Here is a 26,808-nt window from a genome sequence, read left to right as displayed (position 1 = left end):
TTTCCTACGGCAACACTGGAGGGCATTCTCGTGGCAGATCCTGCAACACAACACGTCACAGCGGACCCGCATTACTACCTGTCAAACCCCGCCCCCGACGTGAAGACGCGTGAGAAGCTGGAGGGTGGGCGTCGTTTTGTTCTGAAAACGGATTTCGACCCTGCAGGTGACCAACCAACTGCAATTCGCGAACTCTCTGAAGGCGTCCAAGACGGCGAACAATCACAGGTTTTGCTGGGTGCGACTGGGACAGGCAAAACCTTTACAATGGCCAAGGTCATTGAACAAACGCAGCGCCCAGCCATCATTCTCGCACCAAACAAAACATTGGCCGCGCAGCTTTACGGTGAGTTTAAGGGCTTCTTCCCGGACAACGCCGTCGAATATTTTGTGTCTTACTACGATTACTACCAGCCCGAAGCCTATGTCGCGCGATCTGACACATATATCGAGAAAGAAAGCCAGATTAACGAACAGATCGACCGGATGCGTCACTCGGCGACGCGCGCGCTTCTTGAACGCGACGACGTTATCATCGTTGCCTCGGTCTCGTGTATCTACGGCATCGGCTCGGTCGAGACCTACGGTGCGATGACTCAGGATTTGCATGCAGGCCGCGACTACGACCAACGCAAGATCATGGCCGATTTGATCGCACAACAATATCGACGCAACGACCAGGCATTTCAGCGCGGTAGCTTCCGTGTGCGTGGAGACTCGCTTGAAATCTGGCCCGCCCACCTGGACGACCGTGCCTGGAGATTGTCGTTCTTTGGCGAAGAACTCGAAAACATCACGGAATTCGACCCACTTACAGGCGAAAAGACAGATAGCTTCGAGAAAATTCGCGTCTATGCAAACTCGCACTACGTGACGCCGCGACCAACAATGCAGCAGGCCATTCAAGGCATTAAAAAGGAACTGCGGATCAGGCTGGACCAACTTGTCGCGGACGGCAAGTTGCTGGAGGCACAGCGGCTTGAACAACGGACAAATTTCGATCTTGAGATGCTCGAGGCGACGGGCGTCTGCAACGGTATCGAGAATTACTCACGCTATTTGACAGGACGCGCACCGGGTGAGCCCCCGCCAACACTTTTTGAATTTATCCCGGACCATGCAATCGTATTCGCCGATGAGTCTCATGTCAGCGTTCCGCAGATTGGTGGTATGTATAAAGGCGACTACCGACGCAAGTTCACGCTGGCCGAGCACGGTTTCCGGCTGCCTTCGTGCATGGACAACCGCCCGTTGAAGTTCGAAGAATGGGACGCAATGCGGCCCCAATCAATTTTCGTCAGCGCAACCCCAGCGTCGTGGGAGCTTGAACAGGCTGGCGGCGTGTTTACCGAGCAGATTATCCGCCCAACAGGCCTGATCGATCCCGAAATCGAAATTCGCCCGGTGGACATGCAGGTCGACGATCTGCTGGACGAGGTGCGAAAGGTAGCCGCGAACGGCTACCGCACACTTTGTACAACGCTGACCAAACGGATGGCGGAGGACCTGACGGAATACATGCATGAGCAGGGCATCAAAGTGCGCTACATGCATTCCGACATCGACACGATTGAACGGATCGAGATTTTGCGTGACCTGAGGCTTGGCGCTTTCGACGTTTTGATCGGTATCAATCTGCTACGGGAGGGGCTCGACATCCCAGAATGCGGGCTTGTTGCCATCCTTGACGCGGATAAAGAGGGTTTCCTGAGATCAGAGACATCGTTGGTCCAAACCGTGGGCCGGGCGGCGCGGAACGCGGATGGCCGCGTCATCATGTACGCTGACAGCATCACCGGATCTATGGACCGCGCGATAAAGGAAACCAACCGGCGCCGCGCCAAGCAAATCGACTACAATACAGAGCATGGCATTACGCCCCAAACCGTCAAAAAGAATGTCGAGGATATCCTCGCCGGTCTTTACAAGGGCGATGTCGACATGAACCGCGTGACCGCCAAGGTGGACAAACCCATGGCGGGAAGCAACCTTCAGGCGGTGCTGGACGGGTTGCGTGACGACATGCGCAAAGCCGCCGAGAACCTCGAATTCGAGGAAGCCGCCCGTCTGCGGGACGAGATCAAGCGTCTCGAAACGGTCGATCTCGTGGTCAGCGATGACCCCCTCGCACGGCAACAGGCCGTAGACAAGGCAGTCGGCGAGGCACATAAGGCCGGCGGTAGAAGTACAGCCGGAAGACCCGGTCAGCGAGGTGGGAATGTGAAACGCCGAAAGCGGTGAGTATTGAATGATTGTGCCAATATGGTTTGATCACAGACAATGCAGCCTAAACTGATCAATAAATGTGCTAAAGTAGATGCTTGTCTCGTCTTTGCCGATCTAAGTCGAAGAGTTTGGTGAACCATATGACGAACCATATAGTCTTAAGGTATTATCTGGGCCACCAAGCACCTTTAGAGGCGCATCCTTGTTCGCCTCCTACTGTGAAACACTTCGCGTTCCTCCAGAAATCCGACCAACAAAATGCGAATATTTTATTTGACCATCGAACCTCCTCAATTCAAACACCGACAGCCGCAGAAAGCTAGCACGCGTTTCAAAAGGGTCACCAGATCCCGAACCGTGCGACGCAGCAGAAGAGGCCACACCAATCGCCTGATTGACGAAACTTGCCTGCGACGCCACGCCAGCTACTTCAGCTCTATGCGTATCGCTTTTGCTTTCACTCTGTTTGCGTGGCCGGCCGCGGCATGGCAATTCTCGCCCAGCCCGATCTGCACACTCACCGAAACAACCGTCGACGGTACGCTGACCATAACCTATGACGCTAGCCTACCCGAATACGTCATCACAATAACCCTACCTGATACCAGGTGGCCGAAAGCGCCAGAATTCGCAATGGCCTTTTCAGGCAACCAACCTATCGCGCTTCGGACAGAACGTCATCAACTCAGCGACGACCGTCGCAGCCTCACTGTAACTGATACAGGTTTTGGAAATGTCCTGAATGGATTGGAATTCAACTTACGTGCCTATGCGACTTCCGGCGGCACGACGGTCGGGTTCACGCTCACAGATATCGGGCCCGCGATCCGCGATTTTCGGAATTGCCCCGCTGCCAACGTTGCATGATGTCTAAGCGCGTGCCCGTGAGTGCGGCGACTGATGAGGCGCGCGCACTTGCGCGTAGCCTTTTGGAAGGGACACGCTTTGGTGCTTTGTCAGTAATTACTCAGCCAGGCGTACCCTATGTCGCGCGCGTCGCAATGCTTCCCGACAATGATGGATTACTTACCCTCATCTCGACGTTGTCGACGCACACTAAAGCATTGCAAAAAAAACCAAATTTTGCAGCGCTTATCGGGGAGCCGGAAATGAGGGGAGATCCCTTGACCCATCCTCGTATGACGATCGTTGGAACTGCAGAAATTGCGGACAAAGCCGCCAACAAAGAAAGATGGCTTGAGGCGATACCCAAGGCAAAACTATACTACGATTTCTCCGATTTTTTTCTGTTCCGTTTACGCCCGACCGACGTTCACCTCAACGGAGGCTTCGGCAAGGCTTACCACCTGACACCAGATGACATTCGCCAATTCTGAGGAGGGATGAAAGGGGTGCGTTGACGCCGGGCAAAGCATAACGATGTCAACCGATCTAGGTGCGGTGTTACCCGACATAATCGATCCGGCATACTTTAGTCCTATACTTAGCTTACTTGACGCAGTTGGTTGTCGCCGGCGCTTCATCACCCTACAGGTCCGAACAGACCATCGCGTTAAAGATCGCTTTTCGCGCGTTTTCATGGTGGTCAAAAAGACTTAAAAGCGCAACACACTGCAGATCAGATGGACTCTTGTTCTGCGTGATCCGCTATTTAGGATTGTCATCCGATATCATAGGTTCAAGGTGACATCGTAGAGGTTGACCATGTCAGATGCTTTCCTGTCACACACATCGAAGACGCTTGAGCAGATCACGAACGAAGGTCTATACAAGCATGAGCGCAAGATCACCTCGCCCCAGGGTGGCGAGATCACAGTGGGTGGCAAACAGGTCATCAACCTTTGCGCCAACAACTATTTGGGTCTGGCCGATCACCCGGTGCTCATCGAAGCGGCAAAGGCAGCAATGGGACCCAAGGGTTTCGGCATGGCATCGGTCCGTTTCATCTGCGGGACGCAGGATATCCACCGTGCTTTGGAGCAGAGACTCGCAGCCTTCTTGCGCAAGGATGATTCCATCCTTTTCGCGGCCTGTTTCGACGCCAATGGCGGGCTTTTCGAGCCATTGCTGGGCCCTGAGGATGCCATTGTCTCGGACAGCCTGAACCATGCATCGATCATTGACGGGGTGCGGCTGTGCAAGGCGAAGCGCTACCGCTACGCCAACAACGACATGGGCGATCTGGAGGAGACATTGAAAGGCGCACGCAATGACGGTGCGCGGCATGTCATGATCGCGACGGATGGGGTGTTTTCGATGGATGGCTATCTTGCCAATCTGCCCGAAATCACTCGGTTGGCAAAGGAGTATGACGCGGTGGTGATGGTCGACGATTGTCATGCCACCGGCTTTATGGGGCCACGAGGTGCTGGTACGCCGGATTATTTTGGCGTTGATGTGGACATTCTAACAGGGACGCTTGGCAAGGCCATGGGAGGCGGCATTGGCGGCTACATCGCGGGGCCGCAGCCGGTGATTGACCTTTTGCGGCAACGGGCGCGGCCGTATCTCTTTTCCAACTCACTGCCCCCAGCCATTGTCGCCGCGGGGCTGGAGGCCATCCGGCTGTTGGAAGAGGGAGGCGCATTGCGGGCGCAACTCTTTGAGAATGCGCGCTATTGGCGGGCAGGATTGACCGCGCTTGGCTTTGAGCTCTTGCCCGGTGAGCATCCGATTATTCCGGTGATGCTGGGGGATGCTAAGCTTGCGCAGGATATGGCGAACCGATTGTTCGAGGAGGGTGTCTATGTCTCTGGCTTCTTCTTCCCGGTCGTGCCGCGCGGGCAGGCGCGGATCAGGACGCAGATGAACGCGGCACTCACCAAAGAGGAACTAGACCGCGCCTTGGATGCCTTTGGCAAGGTGGGCAAGGAACTGGGGGTGATCAAGTGAGACCCAACACGATGAAAGCGCTGGAAAAATCCAAGCCGACTGAAGGGTTGTGGATGGTGCAGGCGCCCGTACCGGAAATCGGCCCGGATGAGGTGCTGATCCGTGTGCGCAAGACGGGGATCTGCGGTACCGACATCCATATCTGGAATTGGGATGAATGGGCGGCGCATACCGTGCCTGTGCCGATGATCACCGGTCATGAATTTGCGGGCGAAATCGTCGAGATTGGCAAGGATGTCACTGGGTTGTCCATCGGCCAACGCTGTTCGGGCGAGGGGCATCTGATCGGGAAGGAAAGCCGGCAAAGCCGCGCGGGAAAATTCCATCTCGATCCCGGTACGCGCGGTATTGGCGTGAACGAGCAGGGGGCCTTTGCCGAATATCTGAAGCTGCCCGCCTTTAACGTCGTGCCACTGCCGGATGACATTCCCGATGAGATTGGCGCCATCCTCGACCCGCTGGGCAATGCAGTGCATACCGCGCTCAGCTTTGATCTGCTGGGCGAGGATGTTCTGATCACCGGGGCGGGCCCGATTGGCATTATGGCAGGTGCCGTTGCGCGTCATGCAGGCGCCCGCAATGTCGTGATCACCGATATCAACCCTGATAGGCTGAGGCTCGCGCAGCACGTTGTGCCCACGGCGCGGGTCGTCAATGTTGCCGAGGAAGACCTCAACGACGTCATTGCCGCGCTTGGCCTGAAAGAAGGGTTTGATGTTGGGCTAGAGATGTCGGGCAACCAGCAGGCGCTTGATCAGATGGTTGAGGCATTGGTGATGGGCGGCAAAATAGCGCTTTTGGGCATCCCGCCCGGTAAATCGCCGGTGGACTGGTCACGCATCGTCTTCAAGGCCATCACCATCAAGGGCGTCTATGGCCGCGAGATGTTCGAGACCTGGTACAAGATGATCGCAATGCTGCAAAATGGGCTCGATGTCAGTCGCGTCATTACGCATGAACTGGATGTTAACGATTTTGCCAGTGGCTTTGCCGCGATGAAATCCGGGCGATCGGGCAAGGTTGTGCTGAACTGGGTTTGAATAGCTCGCTCCTGGAAGGGTGAGCCTTCAGATGGCCGAGCTACGGCGCCGATTCAGGTGGCGGTATCAGGGCAGGGTCGGCTGATCACGCCGTTCAGGATCAATTCGACATGCGCCTCGAAATAGGTGTCGAAGTCCAGCGTCTCGATCCGGCTGAACATCATGTTGTGCAGCGCAAAGAACATCGCTGGCGCGATCATCACCTGCGGGTTCTCAAGGATCGCCGTGTTCGCAACCTCACCGCGTTGGATGCCGCGCTCAAGAATGCGGCGCAAAAGGCTCGCGCCGCGCTTGATCGTCATCGTGTGATAGCTGGTCAGGACATGGGGGATGCGGTTTCCCTCGGTGATCAATATGCGAAACAACGTTTGTGCCTGGCCCTCGACAAAACGGCGGTAAATGCCACGCAAAAGCTGGGTCAGTATCTCGCCTGTCGTGCCTTCAAAATGGTCGAGCGCGCTTTCATGTTCGGCCATCACCGCAATGACGTGTTCTTCGACGGCGGCAAGGAAAAGCGCCTCTTTCGATGGGTAATAAAGGTAGATCGTCCCCTTTGAGATGCCCGCGGCCTTTGCGATCCGGTCAAGCCGGGCGCGTTCAAAGCCATAGGTGGCGAATTCCGCAATACCGGCTGCCACGATCTCGGCGGGGCGCGCTTCTTTCCGGCGGCGGGGTTTGGTTTTGGGGGTGTCTGTCATTTCTGCCAATTTTTTATGCACATCATAAGCTGCCGTTTTCTGTCTTCTTTTTCAATGGCCACTGAAAAAATCTCATCCATCTCTTGAAGCGATGCGTAGCAATGACAGTTTGAGCTTTACTGACCACATGGTCAGTTGTTAATGACCTAAGGGTCAGTAATTGAAGGATGCACCATGCGCAAGGTCATAGGCTTCGTTGCCAGAGCAATACGCGAACTGTTTTGGATCGCCGCGGCCGCAGCGATTGTGGTCGGCGGGTTCGTCGGGTTCAACTACCTGGGTGAGAACAGGGAAGTCGTGACTGCCGAGCCAGCGGCGCGCCCTGTGACGCTGGTCGAAACTGCCGCGTTTGAACCCGTGAACCGACCTTTGCCCATTCGGGGCGAGGGATTTGTGGAGCCATTCCGCACAGTCTCTCTTTCCGCACCGACAGGCGGTCGGATCGTCATGCTGCATCCCGCGATCACCAACCGCAACGGCTTTCAGGAAGGCGATGTTCTGGTTGAGATCGATGCCAGCAATGAGCGTGCCCAGATCGCACAGGCCAAGGCCGCAATCGCGGCGACCGAAGCGCGTTTGGACCTGATCGATACGCAATTGACGCGGGCCAGCAACCTGCTCGAGCGCAACGCCGTGTCACAGGCAACGGTTGATGATCTGCTGGGTCAACAGGAAGAGGTGCGCGCAAACCTTGAAGGACAGCGCGCGCAACTCGCATCTGCCGAAATCGCGCTTGAGAACAAGATCGTCCGCGCGCCATTTGACGGGAGTGTGCAGACCAAAGAGGCCGAGATCGGCAATGTCGTCGCCGGTGGCAGCCCGATTGCACAGATCTACACCGACGACCGGATGGAAGTGAGCGTTGCCATTCGTGAGAGCGACGCCGCGCTGATCCCCGGCCTTTTTGAAGGTCGCGCCGCGCCCGCGACAGTGACAATCGCATTTGCCGGTATCGACGAAGGCTGGCGCGCCGAAATCGTCCGTGTTGATCCATCGCTTGATCCGCAGACCCGCACATTGACAGCAACCGTAGCTCTGCGTGAGCGGATTGAGGGCGACGCGGCTTTGGCCTCTGGCGCGCCGCCTGCCTTGATCAACGCATTTGCGCAGGTGGTGATTGATGGCATAGAGCCCGCAAACACCTATGCGATCCCCTCCACGGCCTTGCGGGACAGCGATACGATCTGGCTTTTGCGCGACGGTGTCCTGGCGATCCACCCTGCATCGCTCGTTCATGTGGATGGTGAGACGTCCTTTGTCGAAATCCTTGACCTGATGCCGGATGACCGGCTGATCCTCACGACTTTGGCGGCACCGCAGCCGGGCAAGGCGCTGCGCGACATCGTCGAGGACGACCGCATGTCACTGGTGGCTGAATAGGGGGTCCGCATCATGAATGCCGCGATCAAATGGATGACGGAACACCCTGTTGCCGCCTGGCTGGCCATGATCCTGTTGGTCGGGCTTGGCGGAGTGACAGCCGCTAACCTGCCGCAAAAGACGTTTCCGGAATTTGCGCTCGATTCCGTTTCGATCTCGGTCAGCTATCCGGGCGCATCACCGTCCGAGATACAAGACAGCATCGTGCGCCCGATTGAGGATGAACTCAGCGGTGTTGATGGTATCGATGACGTGACGGCCAATATCTCGGAGGGGCGGGGCGGTGTGACCGTCACCTTCCTTGATGGCGAGGATATCGAAACCAAGCTGGATGAGGTGAAGACCGAGGTCGATAGTATCGATGTTTTCCCGGAGGACGCCGAGGAGCCTGTTGTTGTCCGGTCCGACAATTCAACGCGGGTACTTGAAATCGCGGTCCATGGCGCGGCAACCGAACAGGTTCTGAAGGAAGAAGCACGACGCCTGAAGGATGAGCTTGCCGCACTCGACGGGATTTCCTTTGTCGAGGTCGCCAATATTCGCGATTACGAAATCAGCATCGAGATTAACCGCGATACCTTGCGCGCCTACGGCCTGACACTGGGCGAAGTGGCACAGATTGTTGGCGTGAACTCGTTGGAATTGCCGGGTGGGTCGATTGAGACAGAGAGTGTCTCCATCCCCATTCGTACACTGGGGCGCAATTACACGCGCACGGATTTTGAGAACATCGTGATCCGCACAAGCGGGACAGGTGCACAGGTTTTCCTGCGCGACATCGCGACGGTCAGTGACGGCTTTGAAGACAGTGACTTGTCATCCTCTTTCAACGGCGACCCTTCGGTTTCTGTGAATGTCTACCGCGTCGGGGACGAGCAGATCCTGCGCATTGTCGAAGTGGCGCAAGAGCATTTGCGGACCTCATTCCGCCCCTCACTAGAAGAGGGGATCGAGGCGACGATCTGGCAGAATGAGGCCACGCAGCTTCAGTCGCGCATCGACCTTCTGACGAAAAACGCGGTGATCGGGCTCGCGCTGGTGATCCTATGTCTGGCGCTGTTCCTCGATGTCCGCCTTGCCTTCTGGTCGGCCATGGGGATCGGGATCAGCTTTGCAGCCACCTTCATAGTGATGGGCGCGCTGGGCATGTCGATCAACATGATCTCGCTTTTCGGCTTTATCCTGGCGATTGGGATCGTGGTGGATAACGCGATCGTGGTATCTGAGAACATCTACAAGAACGGGGAAAAGGGCCTGTCGCCGGTGCAGGCAGCAGTGCGCGGGACGCAGCGGATCGCTGTGCCTGTCATCTTTTCGACCCTGACGACACTGGTCGCCTTCTGGCCGCTCTTGCAGATGCCAGCACCCCTGGGATCGTTCCTGGGCGATATTCCAACGGTGGTGATGATCGTTTTGTTGCTATCGCTGCTGCAGGCGCTTTTGATCCTGCCCCGCAACTTGTCGAACCTTGATATCGGGCCGGATTACAAACCAAACCTCGTATTCCGTCTTATTGGCGCGATCCGTCATGTGATTGATGCGGGCTTGAAATGGTTCATCCGCTACCCGCTTGATGCGATGTTGCGCTTCTGTGTGAACAGGATTTTCATTCCGATCGCCGCCGTTGTCGCGCTGATGACCCTGACCGTTGCGTTGATCGCGCACGGCTATGTCCGTTTCAGCTTCTTTCCTGAAATTCAGGGGGAGTTCGTGACCGCAGCCGTTGAGATGACCGACGGAACAACGTTTCAACGCACCGAAGCGGTCGCCGAAGACTTGCGCGTCGCAGCCATTCGTGCCGGCGACCGTTTGCAGGAAACGTTGCCCGCTGGCGCGCCTGACGTGGTGATCGGCCAATATGTCGTCGTTGGCATCGGCGCGGGTGGTGGCGGACCCACCGGTGATGCAGCCCCTGTTGCCCCAACCTTGGCGCAAGTGGTGGTCGAGGTTACCGAGGCGTCTTCCAGAGACTGGGAAACCGCCGCCTTTGAGGCACTCTGGCGCGAGGAAGTGGGCCAGATTGCGGGTGTGAATACGCTCACAATTTCGTCCTCGCTGGTCGATGCGGGCGATGCGATTGCAGTTGGGTTGTCGCTGCCGGGCGAGGAAGACATCTCACCTATCGTGGAAGAATTGCGCGCAGGCCTCGGCGCGATCCCCGGCGTGTTCCAGATCCTTGACGACAATTCATCGGGCAAGCTGGAATACAAGCTGGAACTGAAACCCGAAGCCCGGCTTTATGGGCTCACATTGCAGGACCTAGCCGTGCAAACGCGCAATGGTTTCTTCGGGATCGAGGCGACGAGCGTGCAGCGTGGGCAGGACAATGTGTCGGTCATGGTGCGCTTCCCGTCTGAGGATCGTGACAGCCTTTACGATCTTCTCGATACCCGGATCTCGACCCCATCGGGGGACCTGATCCCGCTCTCGACCGTCGCCACTTTGGTAGAGGGCCTCTCACCTTCTGAAATCCTGCGCCAGAACGGGCGCCGCGTGACGACGGTGACAGCGGACGTCGATGAAAGCATCATCACCAATGGTGAGGCGAACCGGATCATTCGCGAGGAATTGCTGCCGCCGCTCATGGCCGCAAATCCGGGGCTGAATGCCAGCTTTGGCGGTGAGCAGGAGACGCAAGGCGATGCGCAGGCTGCCCTTGGGCAGGCGCTGGCGATTGCGCTTTTTGTCATCTTCGCCCTGCTTGCTCTGGTGTTCCGCAGCTTTGTGCAGCCGATTGTGGTGATGCTGGCCATTCCGCTGGGGTTGATCGGGGCCGTCACCGGGCACCTTATCCTTGGGATCCCGCTGGGCCTTTTGAGCTTCTTCGGGATCATCGGTCTGGCTGGTGTGGTGATCAACAACAGCCTCGTGATGATCGACCTTTATAACGAGTATCTGTCGCGCGGCTACGCGGTGAAGGACGCCGTTGTCGAAGGGACCAAAGACCGGTTCCGCCCGATCCTTTTGACTTCGGTGACGACATTCCTGGGCGTCTATCCGCTGATCATGGAGACGTCGCTGCAGGCGCAATTCCTGATCCCGCTGGCGGTTTCGATTGGCTATGGGGTGTTGCTGGGAACCGGTGTTATCATCTTTGCAATCCCGGCTGTGTTCATGCTCGTGCACTATATCTCGACGGCGTCTCTGGTGGTCGCAAAGGGCTTCTCGCCCGCAAAAGCGTCTAATGATCCTTCGCCGGAAATGGTGGTACGCAAGCCCGTTGATGGCGATGGGCCGCTTATCCTCAAAGCCGCAGAATAGCGATAGCGGTCAGGCGGTACCAGAGACCGAAGGGACCCGCTTTTCGCGGCTCGCTTCGGCCAAGTTTCGGATGGAGGCGCCGATGGTCATGAACTGATCGCCCAACGGGCTGGCCTTGCGCCAGATCATCCCAATTGTCCGCCGTGGCCGCTGACCCTGAAATCGCGCAACGCAGACTTCTGCCGAGCGTGTTTCATAGTCCAGCGCCATTTCCGGGATCAGCGTCGCGCCGATCCCGGCCCCCACCATCTGCACGAGTGTGGATAGCGAACTGCCCTCCATGATGTGCTTCGGCCTCGTCCCCGAGATCTCGCAAAACGACAGTGCCTGATCGCGAAAGCAATGCCCCTCTTCAAGCAGCAACAGTCGCATCGCCTCAAGGCTGGCGGCGCTGGGGACAGGGGCATCGGCCTCTGTTTGCGGGCGGACGAGATAGAATTCTTCGTCGAAAAGCGCGAATTCCCGCAAAGCCGGGTCCGAGATGGGAAGTGCAAGGATCGCGATGTCTAATTGGGACGAGAGCAGCCCCTCCACCAGCGATTGCGTGACAGATTCGCGCGGTTCGATCTCGACGTCCGGAAAGCGCTCGCCCAGCGTTTGGATCACGCGTGGCAGCAGATAGGGTGCGACGGTCGGGATGATGCCCAACCGCAGGCGTCCCGTCAGCCCGTCCTTGGATGAGCGGACCAGCTGTTCAAGGTCATCAACGCGGACCAGAATATCCTGTATCCGCTCCAGGAAATCTTCGCCCAAAGTTGTCAAATGCATCTGCCGCGCGGTGCGTTCGACCAGTGGCGCACCCAGCATTTCTTCCAGTTCCTTTATCTGTAACGAAAGGGCGGGTTGTGAGATCGCACAGGCCTCTGCCGCGCGCCCGAAATGGCGATGCGCAGCAAGGGCAGAGAAATAGCGCATATGTCTGAGGGTGACGCCAATCATAAGAACAGCTTATCACAGAGTTTAGAAGAATAAATTGGAATAAATGACGATTCTGCTCTACCTCACCGTCATCACCCACGAAAACCTACTCGCAGGAGATCCGACATGGACGGAAGCAACACCCCCCCCGGCACCGGTTGCCCAGTTATGCATGGTGGCAATACCGGCATGGATAACGCGGTTACCAAATGGTGGCCAGAGGCGCTGAACCTCGACATTCTGCACCAGCATGATCTGCGCACGAACCCCATGGACCCGGATTACGATCATCGCGAGGCGGTCAAGGGGCTGGACTATGAAGGTGTCAAAGCCGACCTGACGGCGCTGATGGAAGACAGTCAGGATTGGTGGCCTGCCGATTGGGGCCATTATGGTGGCCTGATGATCCGTTTGGCCTGGCACTCTGCCGGATCGTACCGGATGGGCGACGGACGTGGCGGTGCCGGGTCCGGCAATATCCGTTTCGCGCCGCTCAATTCCTGGCCTGACAATGCCAGCCTCGACAAGGCACGCCGCCTGCTGTGGCCGGTCAAGAAGAAATACGGCAACGCGCTGTCCTGGGCGGACCTGATTATTCTGGCAGGCAACGTGGCTTACGAATCGATGGGTCTGAAGACCTTTGGCTTCGGCTTTGGCCGTGAAGACATCTGGGGGCCCGAAAAGGATGTTTATTGGGGGTCCGAGAGCGAATGGCTCGCCCCGTCAGAGCTGCGCTATAGCGAGCTGGAGACCCCATCGACGATGGAGAACCCACTAGCGGCTGTTCATATGGGTCTGATCTACGTCAACCCAGAAGGCGTGAACGGCAATCCTGATCCCGCGAAAACCGCTTTGCATGTGCGCGAGACATTTGCGCGGATGGCGATGAATGATGAGGAAACGGCCGCGCTCACCTGTGGTGGTCATACCGTCGGCAAGGCCCATGGTGGCGGTGCCCATGATCAGATCGGTGCCGAGCCCGAGGGCTGCCCTGTCCACGCCCAGGGCATGGGCTGGTCAAACCCCGGCCATGACGGCAAGGCGACCAATGCGTTCACCTCCGGTATCGAAGGCGCTTGGACGAAAGAGCCGACGAAGTGGGATATGGGCTATTTCGACTACCTCTTCGGCTACGAATGGGAACTGACGAAATCGCCCGCCGGGGCCAATCAGTGGCAGCCTGTCGATATGCCGGAAGATGAGATGCCAGTTGACGCCACCGATCTGTCCAAGCGCGTCAAGCCAATGATGACTGACGCGGATATGGCGATGAAGGTCGACCCGATCTACAACGAAATCTGCCAGCGCTTCCGCGCTGATCCGGATTACTTTGCCGAGACTTTCGGGCGGGCATGGTTCAAGCTGACCCACCGCGACATGGGGCCGCGTGCGAACTATTACGGCCCTGATGTGCCTGCTGAAAACCTGATCTGGCAGGACCCAATCCCAGCGGGCTCAACCAGCTATGATGTGGATGCGCTGAAGGCCAAGATCGCCGATAGCGGGCTCAGCAGTGCCGAGATGATCGCCACAGCTTGGGACAGCGCCCGGACCTACCGTGGCTCTGACAAGCGTGGCGGCGCCAACGGAGCGCGCATCCGTCTTGCGCCTCAGAGGGACTGGGAAGGGAACGAGCCTGCGCGGCTCGCCAAGGTGCTTGGCATACTGGAGCCCATCGCGGTCGACGCAGGCGCGTCCGTTGCTGATATCATTGTCCTCGCCGGCAATGTGGGGCTAGAACAGGCGATCAAGGCTGCCGGCTTTGATGTCGCCGTCCCCTTCACGCCAGGTCGGGGTGATGCCAGCGACGAGCATACGGATGCCGACAGCTTTTCTGTTTTGGAGCCTCTGGCCGACGGTTTCCGCAACTGGCAGAAAGCAGCATATTCCGTCTCGCCTGAGGCGATGATGCTTGACCGTGCGCAACTCCTTGGCCTCACTGCATCTGAGATGACGGTGCTTGTGGGCGGGATGCGCGTGTTGGGTGCGAACCATGGCGGTACAGCTTTGGGCGTGTTCACAGACCGTGTAGGCGCTTTGACGACTGACTTCTTCGTGAACCTTACGGATATGGCGATGTCCTGGCATCCGGTGGATGGTGGCAGCTACGAGCTGCGCGACCGCAAGACGGGCGACGTGAAATTCACCGCAACAAGTGCTGACCTCGTCTTCGGCTCTAACTCTATCCTGCGTGGCTATGCCGAGGTTTATGCTCAGGATGACAACGCCGAAAAGTTCGTGCGCGACTTTGTGGCGGCCTGGACCAAGGTCATGATGAACGACCGGTTCGACTTACTGGCCTGATGGCTTGCATCGGCGCAGCGTCACTGATGCTGCGCCAACTGCTTTTGTGCACTAAACTTGATGACGTTGTCGTGTCGGAAGTGAATATCTGCAGTATACAAAACCAACGCTCATCAGTGAGTGGATTGAAAAGGTCGCCAGAAATTACCGGCGACCTTTTTTCCTGTTTTGCCAGAAAGGTGGAACGTCTCCTGCCATGATGCAGCCGTAGGGATCGATGTAATCTTCGATCTCGGCCAGATCGTAGGATTTGATCTGGGCAACCACATTATCGGCGTTTTTGTATCTCGACGAGAGTTCCGACGCATCCACGCCACCGGCACGGAACCGAATATCCAAACCCTCGGTTTCTACCTTCAGCATCTCATCTGGCGTGACCGATCACATGCGCCGCTTGTGCTCGGACCATGAGAAGTTGCGACCTGCACCATGCGGGCTGAACCCCAGACCGTGACCCGCATCCTTACCACGCACAACAAGCACGGGTTCGGACATGTTCAGCGGAATAAGCGTGAGCCCCGTCGCATCCGATGCGTATCCATCCCAGGCAGGGGTCGCGCCCTTGCCGTGATAATAGATATCACCCCGCTTGAAGACGAAATTGTGCTCGTTCCAGAACCGCTCACCCACATCACCCACGCGCGCGGCCTCGACCGTTGCTTGGTAGATGACGTTGTGGTTGGGCTTGGTCCACTTACGGATCAGCTGCAGCGCCTCCCAATAGTCACGACCTTCCTCGGTATCTGCCAAGATCCAGGCGTTCTGCTTGGCAGTCTCGGGCGATAGGTCTTCACGGAACTTCTCGGCCAGATGCATCCCATGCTTATGCAGAACCGCACTCGGCCTGCGCGACCCTTGGTGGGTCACAATCGCGATCCGTCCGGTTTTGCGTGAACGTCCGACAAACAGGAAGTGGTCACCGTCTCCGACCATACCGCCGCGAGTGCAATGGCAATGCCCAAAGAACCAACGCTCCGGTCGATACCGCAAAATCAAATAACTCAAGTCGCTCGCGTAGGCAGCGCCGACGTCATCCGCATAAGTTACTCAGTTCATTTGCATTTGCGCTACGCAGACGCCGGACTGAGCTTGGGCCAATGCAAGAAAAACTGGCACACCGGGCTGGCGTTTCGATGCGTTACATCTCTCTTTTAGAGACTCAAAAGCACCAACCGAGGCTTGACGCGATAAAGGGCCTCAGCGAAGGCCTCGAGACCACGATGGTTGCGCTTGTCTCTGAAATCGAAGACCTGCTTCGTGAAGGCTAGCCCATTGAATTGAAGCTATTTTATTGCCTCGCGGAGACAGATGGGCTCTGAGCTAGAGGTCGTTTCGTGACCCAAATAGCCATGTCGGATGACGCGTTTCAAAAAATACAGGTTTGGCTGGCTAACTACATTTGGAGTATCCACAGGCGCCGCAGGTCATGCAGCCTTCGATCATCCGCATCTCGTAAGACCCGCAGGATGAACAAGCTTTGCCGCGTGGGCCGCCATTGATGGCAACCACGTCTGCTTTTGGATCGGCTTTTAGACCCATGCCTTCGCCCGCAAGGAAGCCGATCGAGATCATGTGTTTTTCGATCACGCCACCAATCGCCGCCAGGATCGAGGGCACGTATTTGCCTTGCATCCAGGCCCCGCCGCGCGGGTCGAAGACCGCTTTCAACTCCTCCACCACAAAAGACACATCTCCACCGCGCCGGAACACGGCCGAGATCATGCGGGTCAGCGCCACGGTCCAGGCGAAATGCTCCATATTCTTGGAGTTGATGAACACCTCAAACGGTCGTCTGTGCCCGGCAATGACTAGATCGTTTACGGTGATGTAGATCGCATGCTCACTATCGGGCCATTTCAGCTTGTAGGTCGCGCCCTCCAATTCCTGCGGGCGGTCGAGCGGTTCGGACATATAGACCACCTCGGCGCCGGTGTCGCTGTCCCGGACTTGATCCGGGACCTCTGATGGAGAGGTCTCTTCCGACACTGACAGAACAGACCCTGTCACATCGTTGGGCCGGTAGGTCGTGCAGCCTTTACAGCCCTGATCCCAGGCGGCCATGTAGACCTCTTTGAAATCGTCAAAGCCGATATCTTCGGGGCAGTTGATGGTTTTGGAGATCGAGCTGTCGATCCATTTCTGCGCCGCCGCCTGCATGCGGACATGATCGAGTGGCGCGAGCGTCTGAGCGTTGACGAAATGGTCGGGCAAGGGAGCGTCGCCCTTCAGGTCGCGCCACAGTTGGACGGCGTAGTCGACCACTTCTTCTTCGGTCCGCGAGCCGTCTTTCTGCAGCACCTTGCGGGTATAGGCGTAGGCGAATACGGGTTCGATGCCCGAGGACACATTGCCCGCATAAAGGCTGATGGTCCCGGTCGGCGCAATCGACGTCAGAAGCGCATTTCGTATGCCATTTTTACGGATGGAGTCACAAACATCTGCATCCATGTGTTGCATTGCGCCACTTGCCAGAAACTGATCCGCGTCGAACAGTGGGAAAGCGCCCTTTTCCTTCGCCAAATCGACCGACGCCAGATACGCGGCGCGGGCGATTGCGTGCATCCAGCAGTCGGTTTGACGCGCCGCTTCCTCCGAGCCATAGCGCAGCCCAACCATCAAGAGCGCATCAGCGAGGCCCGTCACGCCCAGCCCAATCCGGCGCTTGGCTTGTGCCTCCTGCCGCTGCGCCTCCAGCGGGAATTTCGAAGCGTCGACAACGTTGTCCATCATGCGGACGGCGGTCGTTGCCAGATCGGTCAGGGCCGCTTCGTCCAGTGCTGCCGCGTCTTCAAACGGGTCGGCCACCAGCCGGGCGAGATTGATTGAGCCCAGCAGACAGGCGCCGTAAGGCGGCAAGGGTTGCTCACCACAGGGGTTGGTCGCCGCAATCGTTTCGCAATAGTTCAGGTTGTTCATCTGATTGATACGGTCGATGAAGATCACGCCAGGCTCGGCATAATCATAAGTCGACTTCATGATCGCATCCCAAAGGTCACGGGCTTGCAAGGTCTTGTAGACCCTGTCGCCGAACACCAAATCCCACGGCTTGTCGGCCTTCACCGCCTCCATGAACGGGTCGGTCACCAGCACCGACATGTTGAACATGCGCAAGCGCGCGGGGTCCGATTTGGCGGTGATGAAATCCTCCACATCCGGGTGATCGCAACGCATCGTGGCCATCATTGCCCCGCGACGAGAGCCTGCCGACATGATCGTGCGGCACATCGCGTCCCAGACATCCATGAAGGAGAGCGGGCCAGAGGCATCGGCTGCCACACCTTCGACCGCAGCACCTTGGGGTCGAATGGTCGAGAAGTCGTAGCCGATCCCACCACCTTGTTGCATGGTCAGCGCGGCCTCTTTCAGCATATCAAAAATGCCGCCCATACTGTCGGGCACGGTGCCCATGACGAAGCAGTTGAAAAGGGTCACTGACCGTGCGGTGCCAGCGCCTGCGGTGATCCGGCCTGCGGGCAAGTATTTAAAGTCCGCCAGTGCATCATAGAACTTGTCTTCCCAGGCCTGCGGGTCGTCCTCGACTTCCGCCAGTGACCGGGCAAGGCGCCTCCATGTATCTTCAACCGTCTGATCGATTGGTGTTCCGTCAGCCTCTTTGAAGCGGTACTTCATATCCCAGATCTGTTCGGCAATCGGGGCAGCAAATGCACTCATCGGGCGATCCTCGCGTCGGGTTGTGGCGGCGGTTGCAGGCGTTCAGTTTTGACAGGCACACCCCTGTTGGTCAATCAGAACCGGCAGGCGCGGCGGATTGAAACAGTGGCGTAGGACGCTACTTTCAGAATCGTCTGTAACGCGGTAAACAAGGATCTACATACTACATCTTGGGGTGCGAATTGGCAAGATACGTAAATCTAGTTAAGCTATCCGTCGGGACCGATGATGTCGCGGGCCTCGCAGCATGGCAGGCCACCAAACGCGCCCAAGCCAATGATGGCTTGCCACGCCATGTCACGCGCATGTGGCCCAAGCGTGGCAAAGAGATTCTGAACGGCGGCTCGATCTTCTGGGTGATCAAGGGCGTCATCCTCTGCCGACAACCCATTCTGCGGCTGGACGAATACGTGTCAGCTGATGGGATCACGCGCTGCGCCATCGTTTGCAAGCCGGGCCTGATCCGGGTCGAAGCCACGCCCAAGCGCCCGTTTCAGGGCTGGCGCTATCTCGCCGCCGCGGACGCGCCCGCTGACCTGCCAGAGGGGCGCCAGACAGAAGAACCACTGCCGCCAGAACTCAGCAAGGCGCTCGCCGATATTGGTGTACGTTAGGTGCTGTTGCACTTTGTGACGGCGGCGGCTTTGCGCTAGCTAAGCGTTCATGCAAAGCGCACGCATCACGCATATCGCGACAGTGTTGGCCGTTTCCTGTGGCCTTTTATGGGGCTTGTACTGGCTGCCTGTCAGAACACTTGCGGATGCCGGACTAGACGGCGCGTGGGGCACCTTCCTGATCACCGCGAGTGCAGTGATCGTTCTGCTCCCGTTCGCGGCGCGGCATAGGCACGATTTCCGCGCTTCATCTCCGCTGACCCTGGCAGCCATCGCACTCGGCGGGGCGGCCTTTGCGCTGTACTCAATCGGCTTTGTCTATGGGCGCGTCGCAATCATCGTCCTGCTGTTCTTTCTCACTCCGGTCTGGAGCACGTTGATCGGGCGCTACATCCTCGGCTGGCAAACCCCGCCCTTGCGGCTTGCCGCTATCGCTGTTGGATTGGTGGGGCTTGGATTGATGCTCAGTGCTGATGGGCACTGGCCGATCCCACGCAACATCGGCGAATGGATGGGTCTGACCTCCGGCATTCTGTGGTCCATCAGTTCAACGGCCATGCGGACGCGGGCATCTCTCAAACCCGGTGCAGCCGCTTTTGTCTTCGCCTGCGGGGCTACATTTGCCTCGCTCGTCATCGCCGTGGTGATGGCCACTCCTCCGGCCTTTGAGGAGGCAGGGCGCATCGCCGTCATCGCTTTTGGCACGGGCGCACTCTGGTGGGGACTGACCATTATCGCACTGATATGGGCCACGATGCGGCTCGACCCCGCACGGACCGGCATCCTGTTGATGTCGGAAGTGCTGGTCGGTGCCACCTCTGCCGCCATCATCGCCAAGGAAACACTGTCGCCGGTGGAGATCATCGGCGGGCTTTGTGTATTGACTGCCGCTGTTCTGGAGCTGTGGCCTGTCAAGGAGAGCCAAGCCGCCTCTGGACGGGCCTGACGAGCCACCTATAGTGCGCCGATAAATGCAGGAAACCACATGAAACCCACCTCTCCCCGTGCTGCGCGCAGGTTGGCAAAAAGGCAGACGAAATCCGGCGCGCTGACGCTGGCTGACCTTTTGCAACGCGTCGAACGCAGCAAGATCAAAGGGGTAAGCGGCGCGCTCGAAACCCGCGCGAAACGCATCCTCGCCTCCTATCTACAGACCGCGCAGACCTATGGCCTGCCCGTTAAACAAGTTGTGGACGAAATGGCAAGCGGTCAGGCCGCTTGGCGGCTGGGCCACGCGGTCCGCGATGAAATGCTGAAGACCCCGCCTGATGCCGTGCGCAAGGCAGCCTGCAAAGAGGGTTGTGCCTTTTGCTGCATCCTGTCAGGCGGCGAAGGCGGGGTGATCACCGGGTTCGAGGCCGCTCAGCTTCACGCCGCACTTAGCCCCCTTGCCGGTCAACCCGATGGGCGCGACTGGCATCCGCAGGCTTGCCCCGCACTCGACCCTGAGACCCGTGCTTGCCGCGCCTATGAGGCCCGCCCCATGATCTGCCGGTCTTTCCTGTCCACCGATGCAGCGGCTTGCGAAGCCAACGCCGAAGGTGGCACCGAACAGGGCGCGGGACTTCTGGGCAGCCATCTCGACTACCTTGCCGTGCATGCGCTCTGCCGTCAGGTGCTGAAAGGGATCACGGCGGTGCAAACCTACAGCCTTGCCGCAATCGCGCGGGAGGCGACAGAAGGCGCCGAGGCCGAAACGGCGCTGAACGCCGCGCGGCATGGACCTGCCGTGCTAGAAGGGGCCTGCCGCGACGCGATGGCGGCCTCCGCCAGTTAGGTAATCCCCAGCACCATCTGCAGCGTCTTCAGTTTCTGGCGTTGCGCGTCGGTCCAGCCATGCCGCCGGCCCCGCAAGAGCGTGGCCTGACTGGCATGGATTAGCCCGTCATCAAGGATCTTCAGACCGTTAGCGCGAAGGGTCTCGCCCGTCGAGGTGATATCAGCAATAGCTTCGGCGGTTTCGTTCTTCACCGTGCCTTCGGTCGCACCCTGGCTGTCGACGATCTGATAATCGGCGACACCGTTGTCGCGCAGGAACTCCCGGACGAGCCGGTGATATTTGGTGGCGATCCGCAGCCGGAAGCCGTGTGTCTTGCGGAACGCGGCAGCGGCGGCGTCAAGATCGTCCAGCGTATCCACATCGACCCAAACCTGCGGCACCGCGATGATCAGATCAGCATTACCAAAGCCCATCGGTGCGAGTTCAGCGACCCGACTGTCCCAATTTGCAAGCTTCTCGCGCACCAGATCAGTGCCTGTCACCCCCAGATGGATATTGCCTGTGGCCAGTTCCCGCGGAATTTCCCCGGCGGAGAGCAGGACCAATTCGATCCCGTCGATCCCGTCCACCGCACCCGCATATTCGCGGTCCGCCCCGGATTTGCGCAAGGTGACACCGCGTTGCCCGAACCAGTCAAACGTCTTGTCCATCAGCCGCCCCTTGGACGGCACCCCAAGCTTTAGCATGTCAGCCCCACCACAAGATCGGGTCGGATCACGCCGCCCACGGCGGGCACTGCCCTGCCCTGCCCTAGCTGTGCTGTCAGCGCATCATAGCGCCCGCCTGTGGCTACGGGCGGCAGGTCCGGCCGTTGGGTGGAGTAGAAGCCGAAGACAAAGCCATCGTAGTATTCCAGCGATGTGCGCCCATAGTTGCCTTCGAATTCCAGCGCATCGACATCCACGCCGCGCGCGCTCAGAGCATACATTCGTGCGGCCATCCGGTCCACCGCCGGGCCGATGGCTGGCAAATCGACGGCGATATCGGCGAGGGCACTCAACACGTTTGGCACAGTTTCGCGCAGATTCAAAAGCGCGTCGATCAGAGCAGTTTCCTCACTCGCGAGCGGGGCCGCGGCGGCATCGGTGCGCAAGGCATCGATGCGTGCGGCAACCTCGGCTCGACTGCGCAAGCCGATATCGGGGCCAGCATCGGCAAAAGGATCATCCGCTGCCAGCAAGGCTGATCGCGCCGCAGGGATGTCGCCGGAGCCATAGCGTTTCAAAAGCGCCTTGAACCGCCCCGGCCGCCAGATATGCCGCAAAAGCGCCGCCTTGCGCGCCTCAGTGGTCTTCAGCCCGCGCACCGCAGCGGTCAGGATGCCGATATCACCCGTCGCAGGCCGCACGGGCAGGCCGGCCAGCGCATCGGCGATGGCGGCGAACACCTCGGCATCGGCGGCGGCGGGATTCTGGCCATCAAAGACCTCGTAACCCACCTGCACATATTCATTGGCGCGGGTTTCATCGGTTTCCTGCTTGCGGAAAACCTTGCCGGAATAGGTGTAGCGTGCGGGCTCCGCATGGCTTTCCATGTGCATTTGCACGACGGGCACGGTGAAGTCTGGCCGCAGCACCATCTCGCCCCGCAGCGGGTCGGAGGTCAGGTAGGCGCGCGCGCGGATATCCTCGCCGTAGAGGTCCAAGAGTGTGTCGGCGGGCTGCAGCACATCTGCCTTGACCACCTGCGCGCCGAGGGCGGCGAAATGATCACGCAGGCGGCGCGCCTCCGTCAGCGTTTCGGGGGATGTAGGCATCAGCCGTCGCCGTTCAGGATGCTGCGGACTTTGGCAAGCATCTGGTCGGGTTCACCACGCTTATAGGGCACCTCGTATTGGCTGGGCCGGTCCTTCCATTCCTCCAGCGTCGCGTTCTTGGCGATTTCCGCGCCAAGGATCAGGTCTTTGATCTGGACGACACCTTTGTCGAACTCATCCCCGCCCGCAATGATCGCGATGGGAGAGTGGCGTTTGTCCGCGTATTTGAGCTGGTTGCCGAAGTTCTTAGGGTTACCCAGATAGACCTCGGCCCGGATACCCGCATTGCGTAACTCGGCGACCATGGTCTGATAATCGGCCATACGGTCGCGGTCCATGACAGTGACAATAACAGGGCCTTGGGCGGTGCTGTCGATGCGGCATTTGGCGTGGAGCGCGGCCAGCAGGCGATCAACACCGATGGAGACACCCGTGGCAGGCACAGCCTGCCCGGTGAAGCGCTTGACAAGGTCATCATAGCGCCCGCCCCCGGCGACGGAGCCGAAATTGCGGGGACGGCCCTTTTCGTCTTTGATCTCAAAGGTCAGTTCGGCCTCGTAGACGGGGCCGGTGTAATATCCGAGGCCACGGACGACAGAAGGATCGATAATGATGCGATCAGGGCCGTAGCCTTGTGCATCGAGGAGAGTGGCAATTTCAATCAGCTCATCAACCCCAGCCGATCCAGCCTGTGAGCTTTCCACAAGGCTGTATAGGTAATAGCAGGTTAGTAGGTTCGCCTCATAACCTATGTGTCGTTGATCAATTGGAAGTTTCTCAGGCGCGAGACGATACGAAATGAGCTTCTCTAATTCTTGGGCCTTCGGGAAATTACTTTCCTTCACTGCCGACAGGAGCGAAGCATAGTCCTCTCTCTCAACCGCACCCTTTGAGTCTACAAAGGCCATCACAACGTCCGCCTGCTCGCCCGTCAGCCCCGCACCTTTGGCGAAATCCCCGCTTTCATCCTTGCGCCCTTCACCTAACAAGGCACGCACGCCGTCCGGCCCTAGGCGGTCGAGCTTATCAATCGCGCGCAGCACGATCCCGCGCTCAGCTTCCTTGTGGTCGCCGGAAAGCCCGGCAACCTCCATCACGCCATTCAGCACCTTCCGGTTATTCACCCGGATCACGTAGTCTCCGCGCGGGATGCCGACCTCTTCGAGCGTGTCTGCGAGAATCGCACAGATCTCGGCATCAGCGGCCACGGACGCCGTCCCGACCGTATCCGCATCGCATTGATAGAACTGCCGAAACCGCCCCGGCCCCGGCTTTTCGTTCCGCCAGACCGGGCCCATCGTGTAGCGCCGATAGGGCGAGGGCAGGTCGTTGCGGTATTGCGCGGCGACGCGGGCCAGGGGGGCCGTCATGTCGTAGCGCAGGGCGAGCCAGTCGCCGTCTTCCTCCCACGCGAAGACGCCTTCATTCGGGCGGTCCACATCCGGTAAGAACTTGCCCAGCGCCTCGACCGTTTCGACGGCGGATGTCTCCAATGCGTCAAACCCATAGCGATGGTAGACCCCGGCGATCTTTGACAGCATTTCAGCGCGCGCGGTCACCTCTGCGCCGAAATAATCGCGGAAGCCCTTGGGCGTGATGGCCTTGGGGCGGGGCTGTTTTTTGTCCTTCGCCATGGTCCTATCCTTTGTGGTCGTGCGCCGTTTAGCGCGGCATTGTCACAGGGGCAATGCGGTCGTGTATTTCAGCTCTTTCAGGCTGAAAGACGAGACGACGGATTTGACAAGGGGCGAGCGGAGGAGTGTGTGGGTCATGAAGGCCTCGTAGGCTTCGACATCCTTGCAGCGGATTTTCAGGATGTAATCGGCGGTGCCGGAAATGGCATGCGCCTCCATGATTTCCGGGTGGCTGCGGATGATGGTGGCGAAACCGGCGATGGACGCCTCGGCATGGTCGGCGAGCCTGACGGTGGCAAAGACGCAGAGTCGGGTATCGGCTTTGGCAGGATCGAGGAGTGCGACGCGGCCTTTCAGAAGGCCGATATTCTCGAACTCCTGCATCTTTCGCCAGACGGTCGAGGTGGCCATGCCGGATTGCTCGGCCAGTTCGGCGAGCGAGAGGGCCGCATTGCCCTGCAGTATGCGGAGCAGGGTTTGTTCCTGATCAGAAAATTTCACTTTTGGTCCAGACTTGGTTTGATCAGACCAATTCTAGCCTCCAGCCGATCAGATTGACAGGATTTTCCCGCTAATCCGGTGCAAGCTGAACCAAAGGAGTTTGCGCCATGCCCAAAGACACGACCTACGCTTCGCTACTGCCGGATGAGAACGGGTATTTCCCTTACACGGCGGATGATGATGCGGTCTGGGGCGAGCTTTTCACACGGCAGATGGATTTCCTCCCCGGTAAGGTGGCGCCTGAATATCTCGATGGCGTCGCCAAGCTGGGGTTGAATGCGGACCGGACGCCACAAGTGAAGGATATCGACGCGCGCCTACACGCGCTGACCGGGGCCGGGGCGCATGGGGTACCCGCGATCATCCCGCCGTCGCAATTCTACGATCTGCTGAGCCAGCGCAAGTTTCCGGTAGCCACCTTCCTGCGCCGTCGCGAACATATGGATTACATCGAAGAGCCGGACCTGTTTCACGAGGTCTTCGGCCATTGCCCGATGCTGACGAATGACGCCTATTGCGATTTCATCGAAGGGTTCGGGCACCGCGCTAAGGCGCTTGGCAAGGGCTATAGCTGGCACATGTTCCGGCTGTTCTGGTTCACGGTCGAATTCGGGATGATCCGCACGCCCGACGGTTTGCGCGCCTACGGGGCGGGGATCGTGTCCTCCCCGGCGGAGGCCGCGCATGCGATGTCGGGTGATGCGCTTATGCAGGATTTCGACCTGCTGACCGTGTTCCGCACCCCTTACCGGATCGACATTGTGCAGCCGAGCTATTTCGTCATCGACAGTTTCGATCAACTGGCGGGGCTTTTGGAGGCCGATTTCGGTGCGCTGGTTAATCAGGCCAAGGCGAAGGGCGACCTGCCCGCCCTTTTCCCGGCCAAGGAAGCCAGCTAAAAGCGGTCGCATGGCCGACACCACGCATCTCGAAGAACAAATCGCCCACCTGACCCGCACGGTCGAGGAGCTGTCAGACATCGTCGCCCGGCAAGAGACAGAGCTGGCGCTGGCCACGCGCCGGGTCGCGATGCTGATGGAACGTGAGGCGCAGCGGGAGCTGGACACGGGTGGCACCGTGCCCTTGGCGGATCAACGGCCACCGCATTGGTAGGCGCTTCTACCTCGGCAAGAGCGGCCTTCACGGCAAAACCGGCGGGTATCTAGACGCGATGCCTTCCGCCACGAAAGCGGCGAAAGGCATCTCAGGGTCAGAGTGCTTTTCGGAAGGTGATCTTATCATCGCCCTCCGCCCAGAAGTCGCGGATACGCGCCTCTTCCTGATAGCCTGCCTTCCCATAGAATTGCCGGGTTCGCGCGAACGCTTCGGCCCCTGATGTATCCACGATGAGGATACGTTGCTGCTGCGCGATCAGTTGCTGCTCAACAGCGCTGACGAGGGCCGTCCCCAAACGCCTACCCTGCAGATCAGGATGCACCGCCAAGGCCAGCATGTTCCAGGTGCCGGGCGCGAATTCCTCGGGGATTGTGTAGCATAGGCCGCCCACCTTCTCATCGACCAAGCAAGTGAGACAGAACGCCTCCGTCTCGCCCGCAATGGTCGGTGCCAACATATCAGGCAGCAAATCGCTGGGGAACAGCCCGGTTCTGTCCAGCACCTCTTGCAACGCGGGAATGTCCTCGGCTGATGTAGTCTTGATGATTGGTTTTGTCATTTTTCACTTACCTTATCGGTTGTCGTATTGGGGGTTCACGGACCGGATACCCAACCTTGTGATGCGGTAGGGCCGTCCGTTAATGGATTTGATGAAGCGCCGCTTTTTCAGGCGTTCGAAGAGTTTCAGCGAGCAGTCGGACAGGACATGTCCGTCCCGCGTGAAACAGGAAACATCGCGGATTTTGCCGTTTATCATGCGCTCAAAGTGGATCGCGCCACCTTGCGCCAGGACATGCAAAACACGCTGTTCGTGCTTTGAGATATTCAATGGATTTCTCGTGAGCCTATGTCAGCCAGACAGGCTTCCGGCATCGCGCGCGGAAGGCCGTTGGTTCAGGTTGGTCTAAGGTGGTGGACCCTAGTGGCGAACCACAATTGTAGACATAAAAGCTCCATCGGTCGGGGTGTCTCCGACCGTGACGACCGTCTAACGTCTTGAGCATACTTGGGCAAGCCAGCGTGTACCCAAGCGGCGCTGGATGGTCGTCGATCAG

At 58.6% G+C, this 26,808-nt stretch carries 25 protein-coding genes; 14 read left to right on the top strand and 11 right to left on the bottom strand.

Annotated elements, in window-relative coordinates; translation table 11 throughout:
* Positions 1-30: 30 nt before the first annotated feature.
* The 5 genes from uvrB to tdh all read left to right on the top strand — a co-directional run bounded on the left by uvrB (position 31) and on the right by tdh (position 6,119).
* Positions 31-2,241, top strand: a complete 2,211-nt coding sequence (uvrB, locus tag SLH49_RS07945; protein ID WP_320268635.1) for an excinuclease ABC subunit UvrB — start codon at positions 31-33, stop codon at positions 2,239-2,241.
* Between the two features lie 423 nt (positions 2,242-2,664).
* Positions 2,665-3,093, top strand: a complete 429-nt coding sequence (locus SLH49_RS07940; protein ID WP_320268634.1) for an excinuclease ABC subunit B — start codon at positions 2,665-2,667, stop codon at positions 3,091-3,093.
* Positions 3,094-3,110: 17 nt separating this feature from the next.
* On the top strand, positions 3,111-3,563 hold the full coding sequence (locus SLH49_RS07935; RefSeq protein ID WP_320268633.1) for a HugZ family protein: 453 nt from the start codon (positions 3,111-3,113) through the stop codon (positions 3,561-3,563).
* Between the two features lie 328 nt (positions 3,564-3,891).
* Positions 3,892-5,079, top strand: coding sequence for a glycine C-acetyltransferase (locus SLH49_RS07930; protein WP_320268632.1), 1,188 nt, complete (start codon positions 3,892-3,894; stop codon positions 5,077-5,079).
* An 11-nt stretch (positions 5,080-5,090) separates the two neighbouring features.
* On the top strand, positions 5,091-6,119 hold the full coding sequence (tdh, locus tag SLH49_RS07925; protein ID WP_320269772.1) for an L-threonine 3-dehydrogenase: 1,029 nt from the start codon (positions 5,091-5,093) through the stop codon (positions 6,117-6,119).
* A gap of 53 nt (positions 6,120-6,172) precedes the next feature.
* Here tdh and SLH49_RS07920 read toward each other — a convergent pair whose 3' ends face one another.
* Positions 6,173-6,817, bottom strand: coding sequence for a TetR/AcrR family transcriptional regulator (locus SLH49_RS07920; protein ID WP_320268631.1), 645 nt, complete (start codon positions 6,815-6,817; stop codon positions 6,173-6,175).
* 174 nt (positions 6,818-6,991) lie between these two features.
* On the opposite strand from SLH49_RS07920, the gene SLH49_RS07915 reads away from it, so the two are divergent.
* On the top strand, positions 6,992-8,197 hold the full coding sequence (locus tag SLH49_RS07915; RefSeq protein ID WP_320268630.1) for an efflux RND transporter periplasmic adaptor subunit: 1,206 nt from the start codon (positions 6,992-6,994) through the stop codon (positions 8,195-8,197).
* A 12-nt stretch (positions 8,198-8,209) separates the two neighbouring features.
* Positions 8,210-11,458 (top strand): efflux RND transporter permease subunit, encoded by a 3,249-nt coding sequence (locus tag SLH49_RS07910; protein ID WP_320268629.1) that lies wholly within the window; start codon positions 8,210-8,212, stop codon positions 11,456-11,458.
* Positions 11,459-11,467: 9 nt separating this feature from the next.
* Here the strand turns inward: SLH49_RS07910 and SLH49_RS07905 are convergent, their stop codons facing one another.
* On the bottom strand, positions 11,468-12,397 hold the full coding sequence (locus SLH49_RS07905; protein WP_320268628.1) for a hydrogen peroxide-inducible genes activator: 930 nt from the start codon (positions 12,395-12,397) through the stop codon (positions 11,468-11,470).
* Positions 12,398-12,502: 105 nt separating this feature from the next.
* On the opposite strand from SLH49_RS07905, the gene katG reads away from it, so the two are divergent.
* The gene (katG, locus tag SLH49_RS07900; protein ID WP_320268627.1) at positions 12,503-14,680 is read left to right on the top strand and encodes a catalase/peroxidase HPI; all 2,178 of its coding nucleotides are present in this window, start codon (positions 12,503-12,505) and stop codon (positions 14,678-14,680) included.
* Positions 14,681-14,824: 144 nt separating this feature from the next.
* On the opposite strand, the gene SLH49_RS07895 is transcribed toward katG, so the two are convergent.
* On the bottom strand, positions 14,825-15,043 hold the full coding sequence (locus tag SLH49_RS07895; RefSeq protein WP_320268626.1) for a hypothetical protein: 219 nt from the start codon (positions 15,041-15,043) through the stop codon (positions 14,825-14,827).
* 18 nt (positions 15,044-15,061) lie between these two features.
* On the bottom strand, positions 15,062-15,685 hold the full coding sequence (locus SLH49_RS07890; RefSeq protein WP_320268625.1) for an RtcB family protein: 624 nt from the start codon (positions 15,683-15,685) through the stop codon (positions 15,062-15,064).
* Here SLH49_RS07890 and SLH49_RS07885 point away from each other — a divergent pair.
* Positions 15,571-15,948, top strand: coding sequence for a helix-turn-helix domain-containing protein (locus SLH49_RS07885; RefSeq protein ID WP_320268624.1), 378 nt, complete (start codon positions 15,571-15,573; stop codon positions 15,946-15,948). The two genes, SLH49_RS07890 and SLH49_RS07885, sit on opposite strands and share 115 nt — an antisense overlap.
* Positions 15,949-16,069: 121 nt before the next feature.
* Here the strand turns inward: SLH49_RS07885 and SLH49_RS07880 are convergent, their stop codons facing one another.
* Positions 16,070-18,352, bottom strand: coding sequence for an adenosylcobalamin-dependent ribonucleoside-diphosphate reductase (locus tag SLH49_RS07880; protein WP_320268623.1), 2,283 nt, complete (start codon positions 18,350-18,352; stop codon positions 16,070-16,072).
* A 182-nt stretch (positions 18,353-18,534) separates the two neighbouring features.
* Between SLH49_RS07880 and SLH49_RS07875 the strand changes: the two genes are divergently transcribed.
* The 3 genes from SLH49_RS07875 to SLH49_RS07865 are packed head-to-tail and all read left to right on the top strand — an operon-like array spanning position 18,535 to position 20,743.
* On the top strand, positions 18,535-18,966 hold the full coding sequence (locus SLH49_RS07875) for a DUF1489 domain-containing protein (protein WP_320268622.1): 432 nt from the start codon (positions 18,535-18,537) through the stop codon (positions 18,964-18,966).
* Between the two features lie 49 nt (positions 18,967-19,015).
* On the top strand, positions 19,016-19,912 hold the full coding sequence (locus SLH49_RS07870) for a DMT family transporter (protein ID WP_320268621.1): 897 nt from the start codon (positions 19,016-19,018) through the stop codon (positions 19,910-19,912).
* Positions 19,913-19,951: 39 nt separating this feature from the next.
* Positions 19,952-20,743: a YkgJ family cysteine cluster protein gene (locus tag SLH49_RS07865; protein ID WP_320268620.1), complete on the top strand. Its 792-nt coding sequence runs from the start codon at positions 19,952-19,954 to the stop codon at positions 20,741-20,743.
* Here the strand turns inward: SLH49_RS07865 and hisG are convergent.
* The 4 genes from hisG to SLH49_RS07845 are packed head-to-tail and all read right to left on the bottom strand — an operon-like array spanning position 20,740 to position 24,637.
* Entirely contained in the window at positions 20,740-21,432 is a 693-nt protein-coding gene (gene hisG / locus SLH49_RS07860; RefSeq protein WP_320268619.1) for an ATP phosphoribosyltransferase, read from the bottom strand. The genes SLH49_RS07865 and hisG overlap by 4 nt on opposite strands.
* Positions 21,426-22,502: an ATP phosphoribosyltransferase regulatory subunit gene (locus SLH49_RS07855; RefSeq protein ID WP_320268618.1), complete on the bottom strand. Its 1,077-nt coding sequence runs from the start codon at positions 22,500-22,502 to the stop codon at positions 21,426-21,428. Before SLH49_RS07855 ends, hisG begins: the two co-directional genes overlap by 7 nt.
* Positions 22,502-24,136 carry a histidine--tRNA ligase gene (gene hisS / locus SLH49_RS07850; RefSeq protein ID WP_320268617.1) on the bottom strand — a complete coding sequence of 545 codons (1,635 nt, stop codon included), beginning with the start codon at positions 24,134-24,136 and terminating at the stop codon, positions 22,502-22,504. The genes SLH49_RS07855 and hisS overlap by 1 nt, the downstream gene beginning before the upstream one ends.
* 42 nt (positions 24,137-24,178) lie before the next feature.
* Positions 24,179-24,637 carry an Lrp/AsnC family transcriptional regulator gene (locus SLH49_RS07845; protein ID WP_320268616.1) on the bottom strand — a complete coding sequence of 153 codons (459 nt, stop codon included), beginning with the start codon at positions 24,635-24,637 and terminating at the stop codon, positions 24,179-24,181.
* A 107-nt stretch (positions 24,638-24,744) separates the two neighbouring features.
* Here SLH49_RS07845 and phhA point away from each other — a divergent pair, with 107 nt between their 5' ends.
* Both phhA and SLH49_RS07835 read left to right on the top strand, forming a co-directional pair.
* Positions 24,745-25,536, top strand: coding sequence for a phenylalanine 4-monooxygenase (gene phhA, locus SLH49_RS07840; protein WP_320268615.1), 792 nt, complete (start codon positions 24,745-24,747; stop codon positions 25,534-25,536).
* Between the two features lie 10 nt (positions 25,537-25,546).
* Positions 25,547-25,750, top strand: a complete 204-nt coding sequence (locus SLH49_RS07835) for a SlyX family protein (protein ID WP_320268614.1) — start codon at positions 25,547-25,549, stop codon at positions 25,748-25,750.
* Between the two features lie 97 nt (positions 25,751-25,847).
* Here the strand turns inward: SLH49_RS07835 and SLH49_RS07830 are convergent, their stop codons facing one another.
* Both SLH49_RS07830 and SLH49_RS07825 read right to left on the bottom strand, forming a co-directional pair.
* Positions 25,848-26,312 carry a GNAT family N-acetyltransferase gene (locus tag SLH49_RS07830; RefSeq protein ID WP_320268613.1) on the bottom strand — a complete coding sequence of 155 codons (465 nt, stop codon included), beginning with the start codon at positions 26,310-26,312 and terminating at the stop codon, positions 25,848-25,850.
* A 12-nt stretch (positions 26,313-26,324) separates the two neighbouring features.
* Positions 26,325-26,582 (bottom strand): YjhX family toxin, encoded by a 258-nt coding sequence (locus SLH49_RS07825; RefSeq protein ID WP_320268612.1) that lies wholly within the window; start codon positions 26,580-26,582, stop codon positions 26,325-26,327.
* Positions 26,583-26,808: the final 226 nt, after the last annotated feature.

The organism is Cognatiyoonia sp. IB215446, from assembly GCF_033963825.1.
Lineage (GTDB): Bacteria > Pseudomonadota > Alphaproteobacteria > Rhodobacterales > Rhodobacteraceae > Yoonia.
The sequence above is the reverse complement of the archived record's forward strand: the minus strand, read 5'-3'. Positions and strand labels throughout refer to the sequence as shown.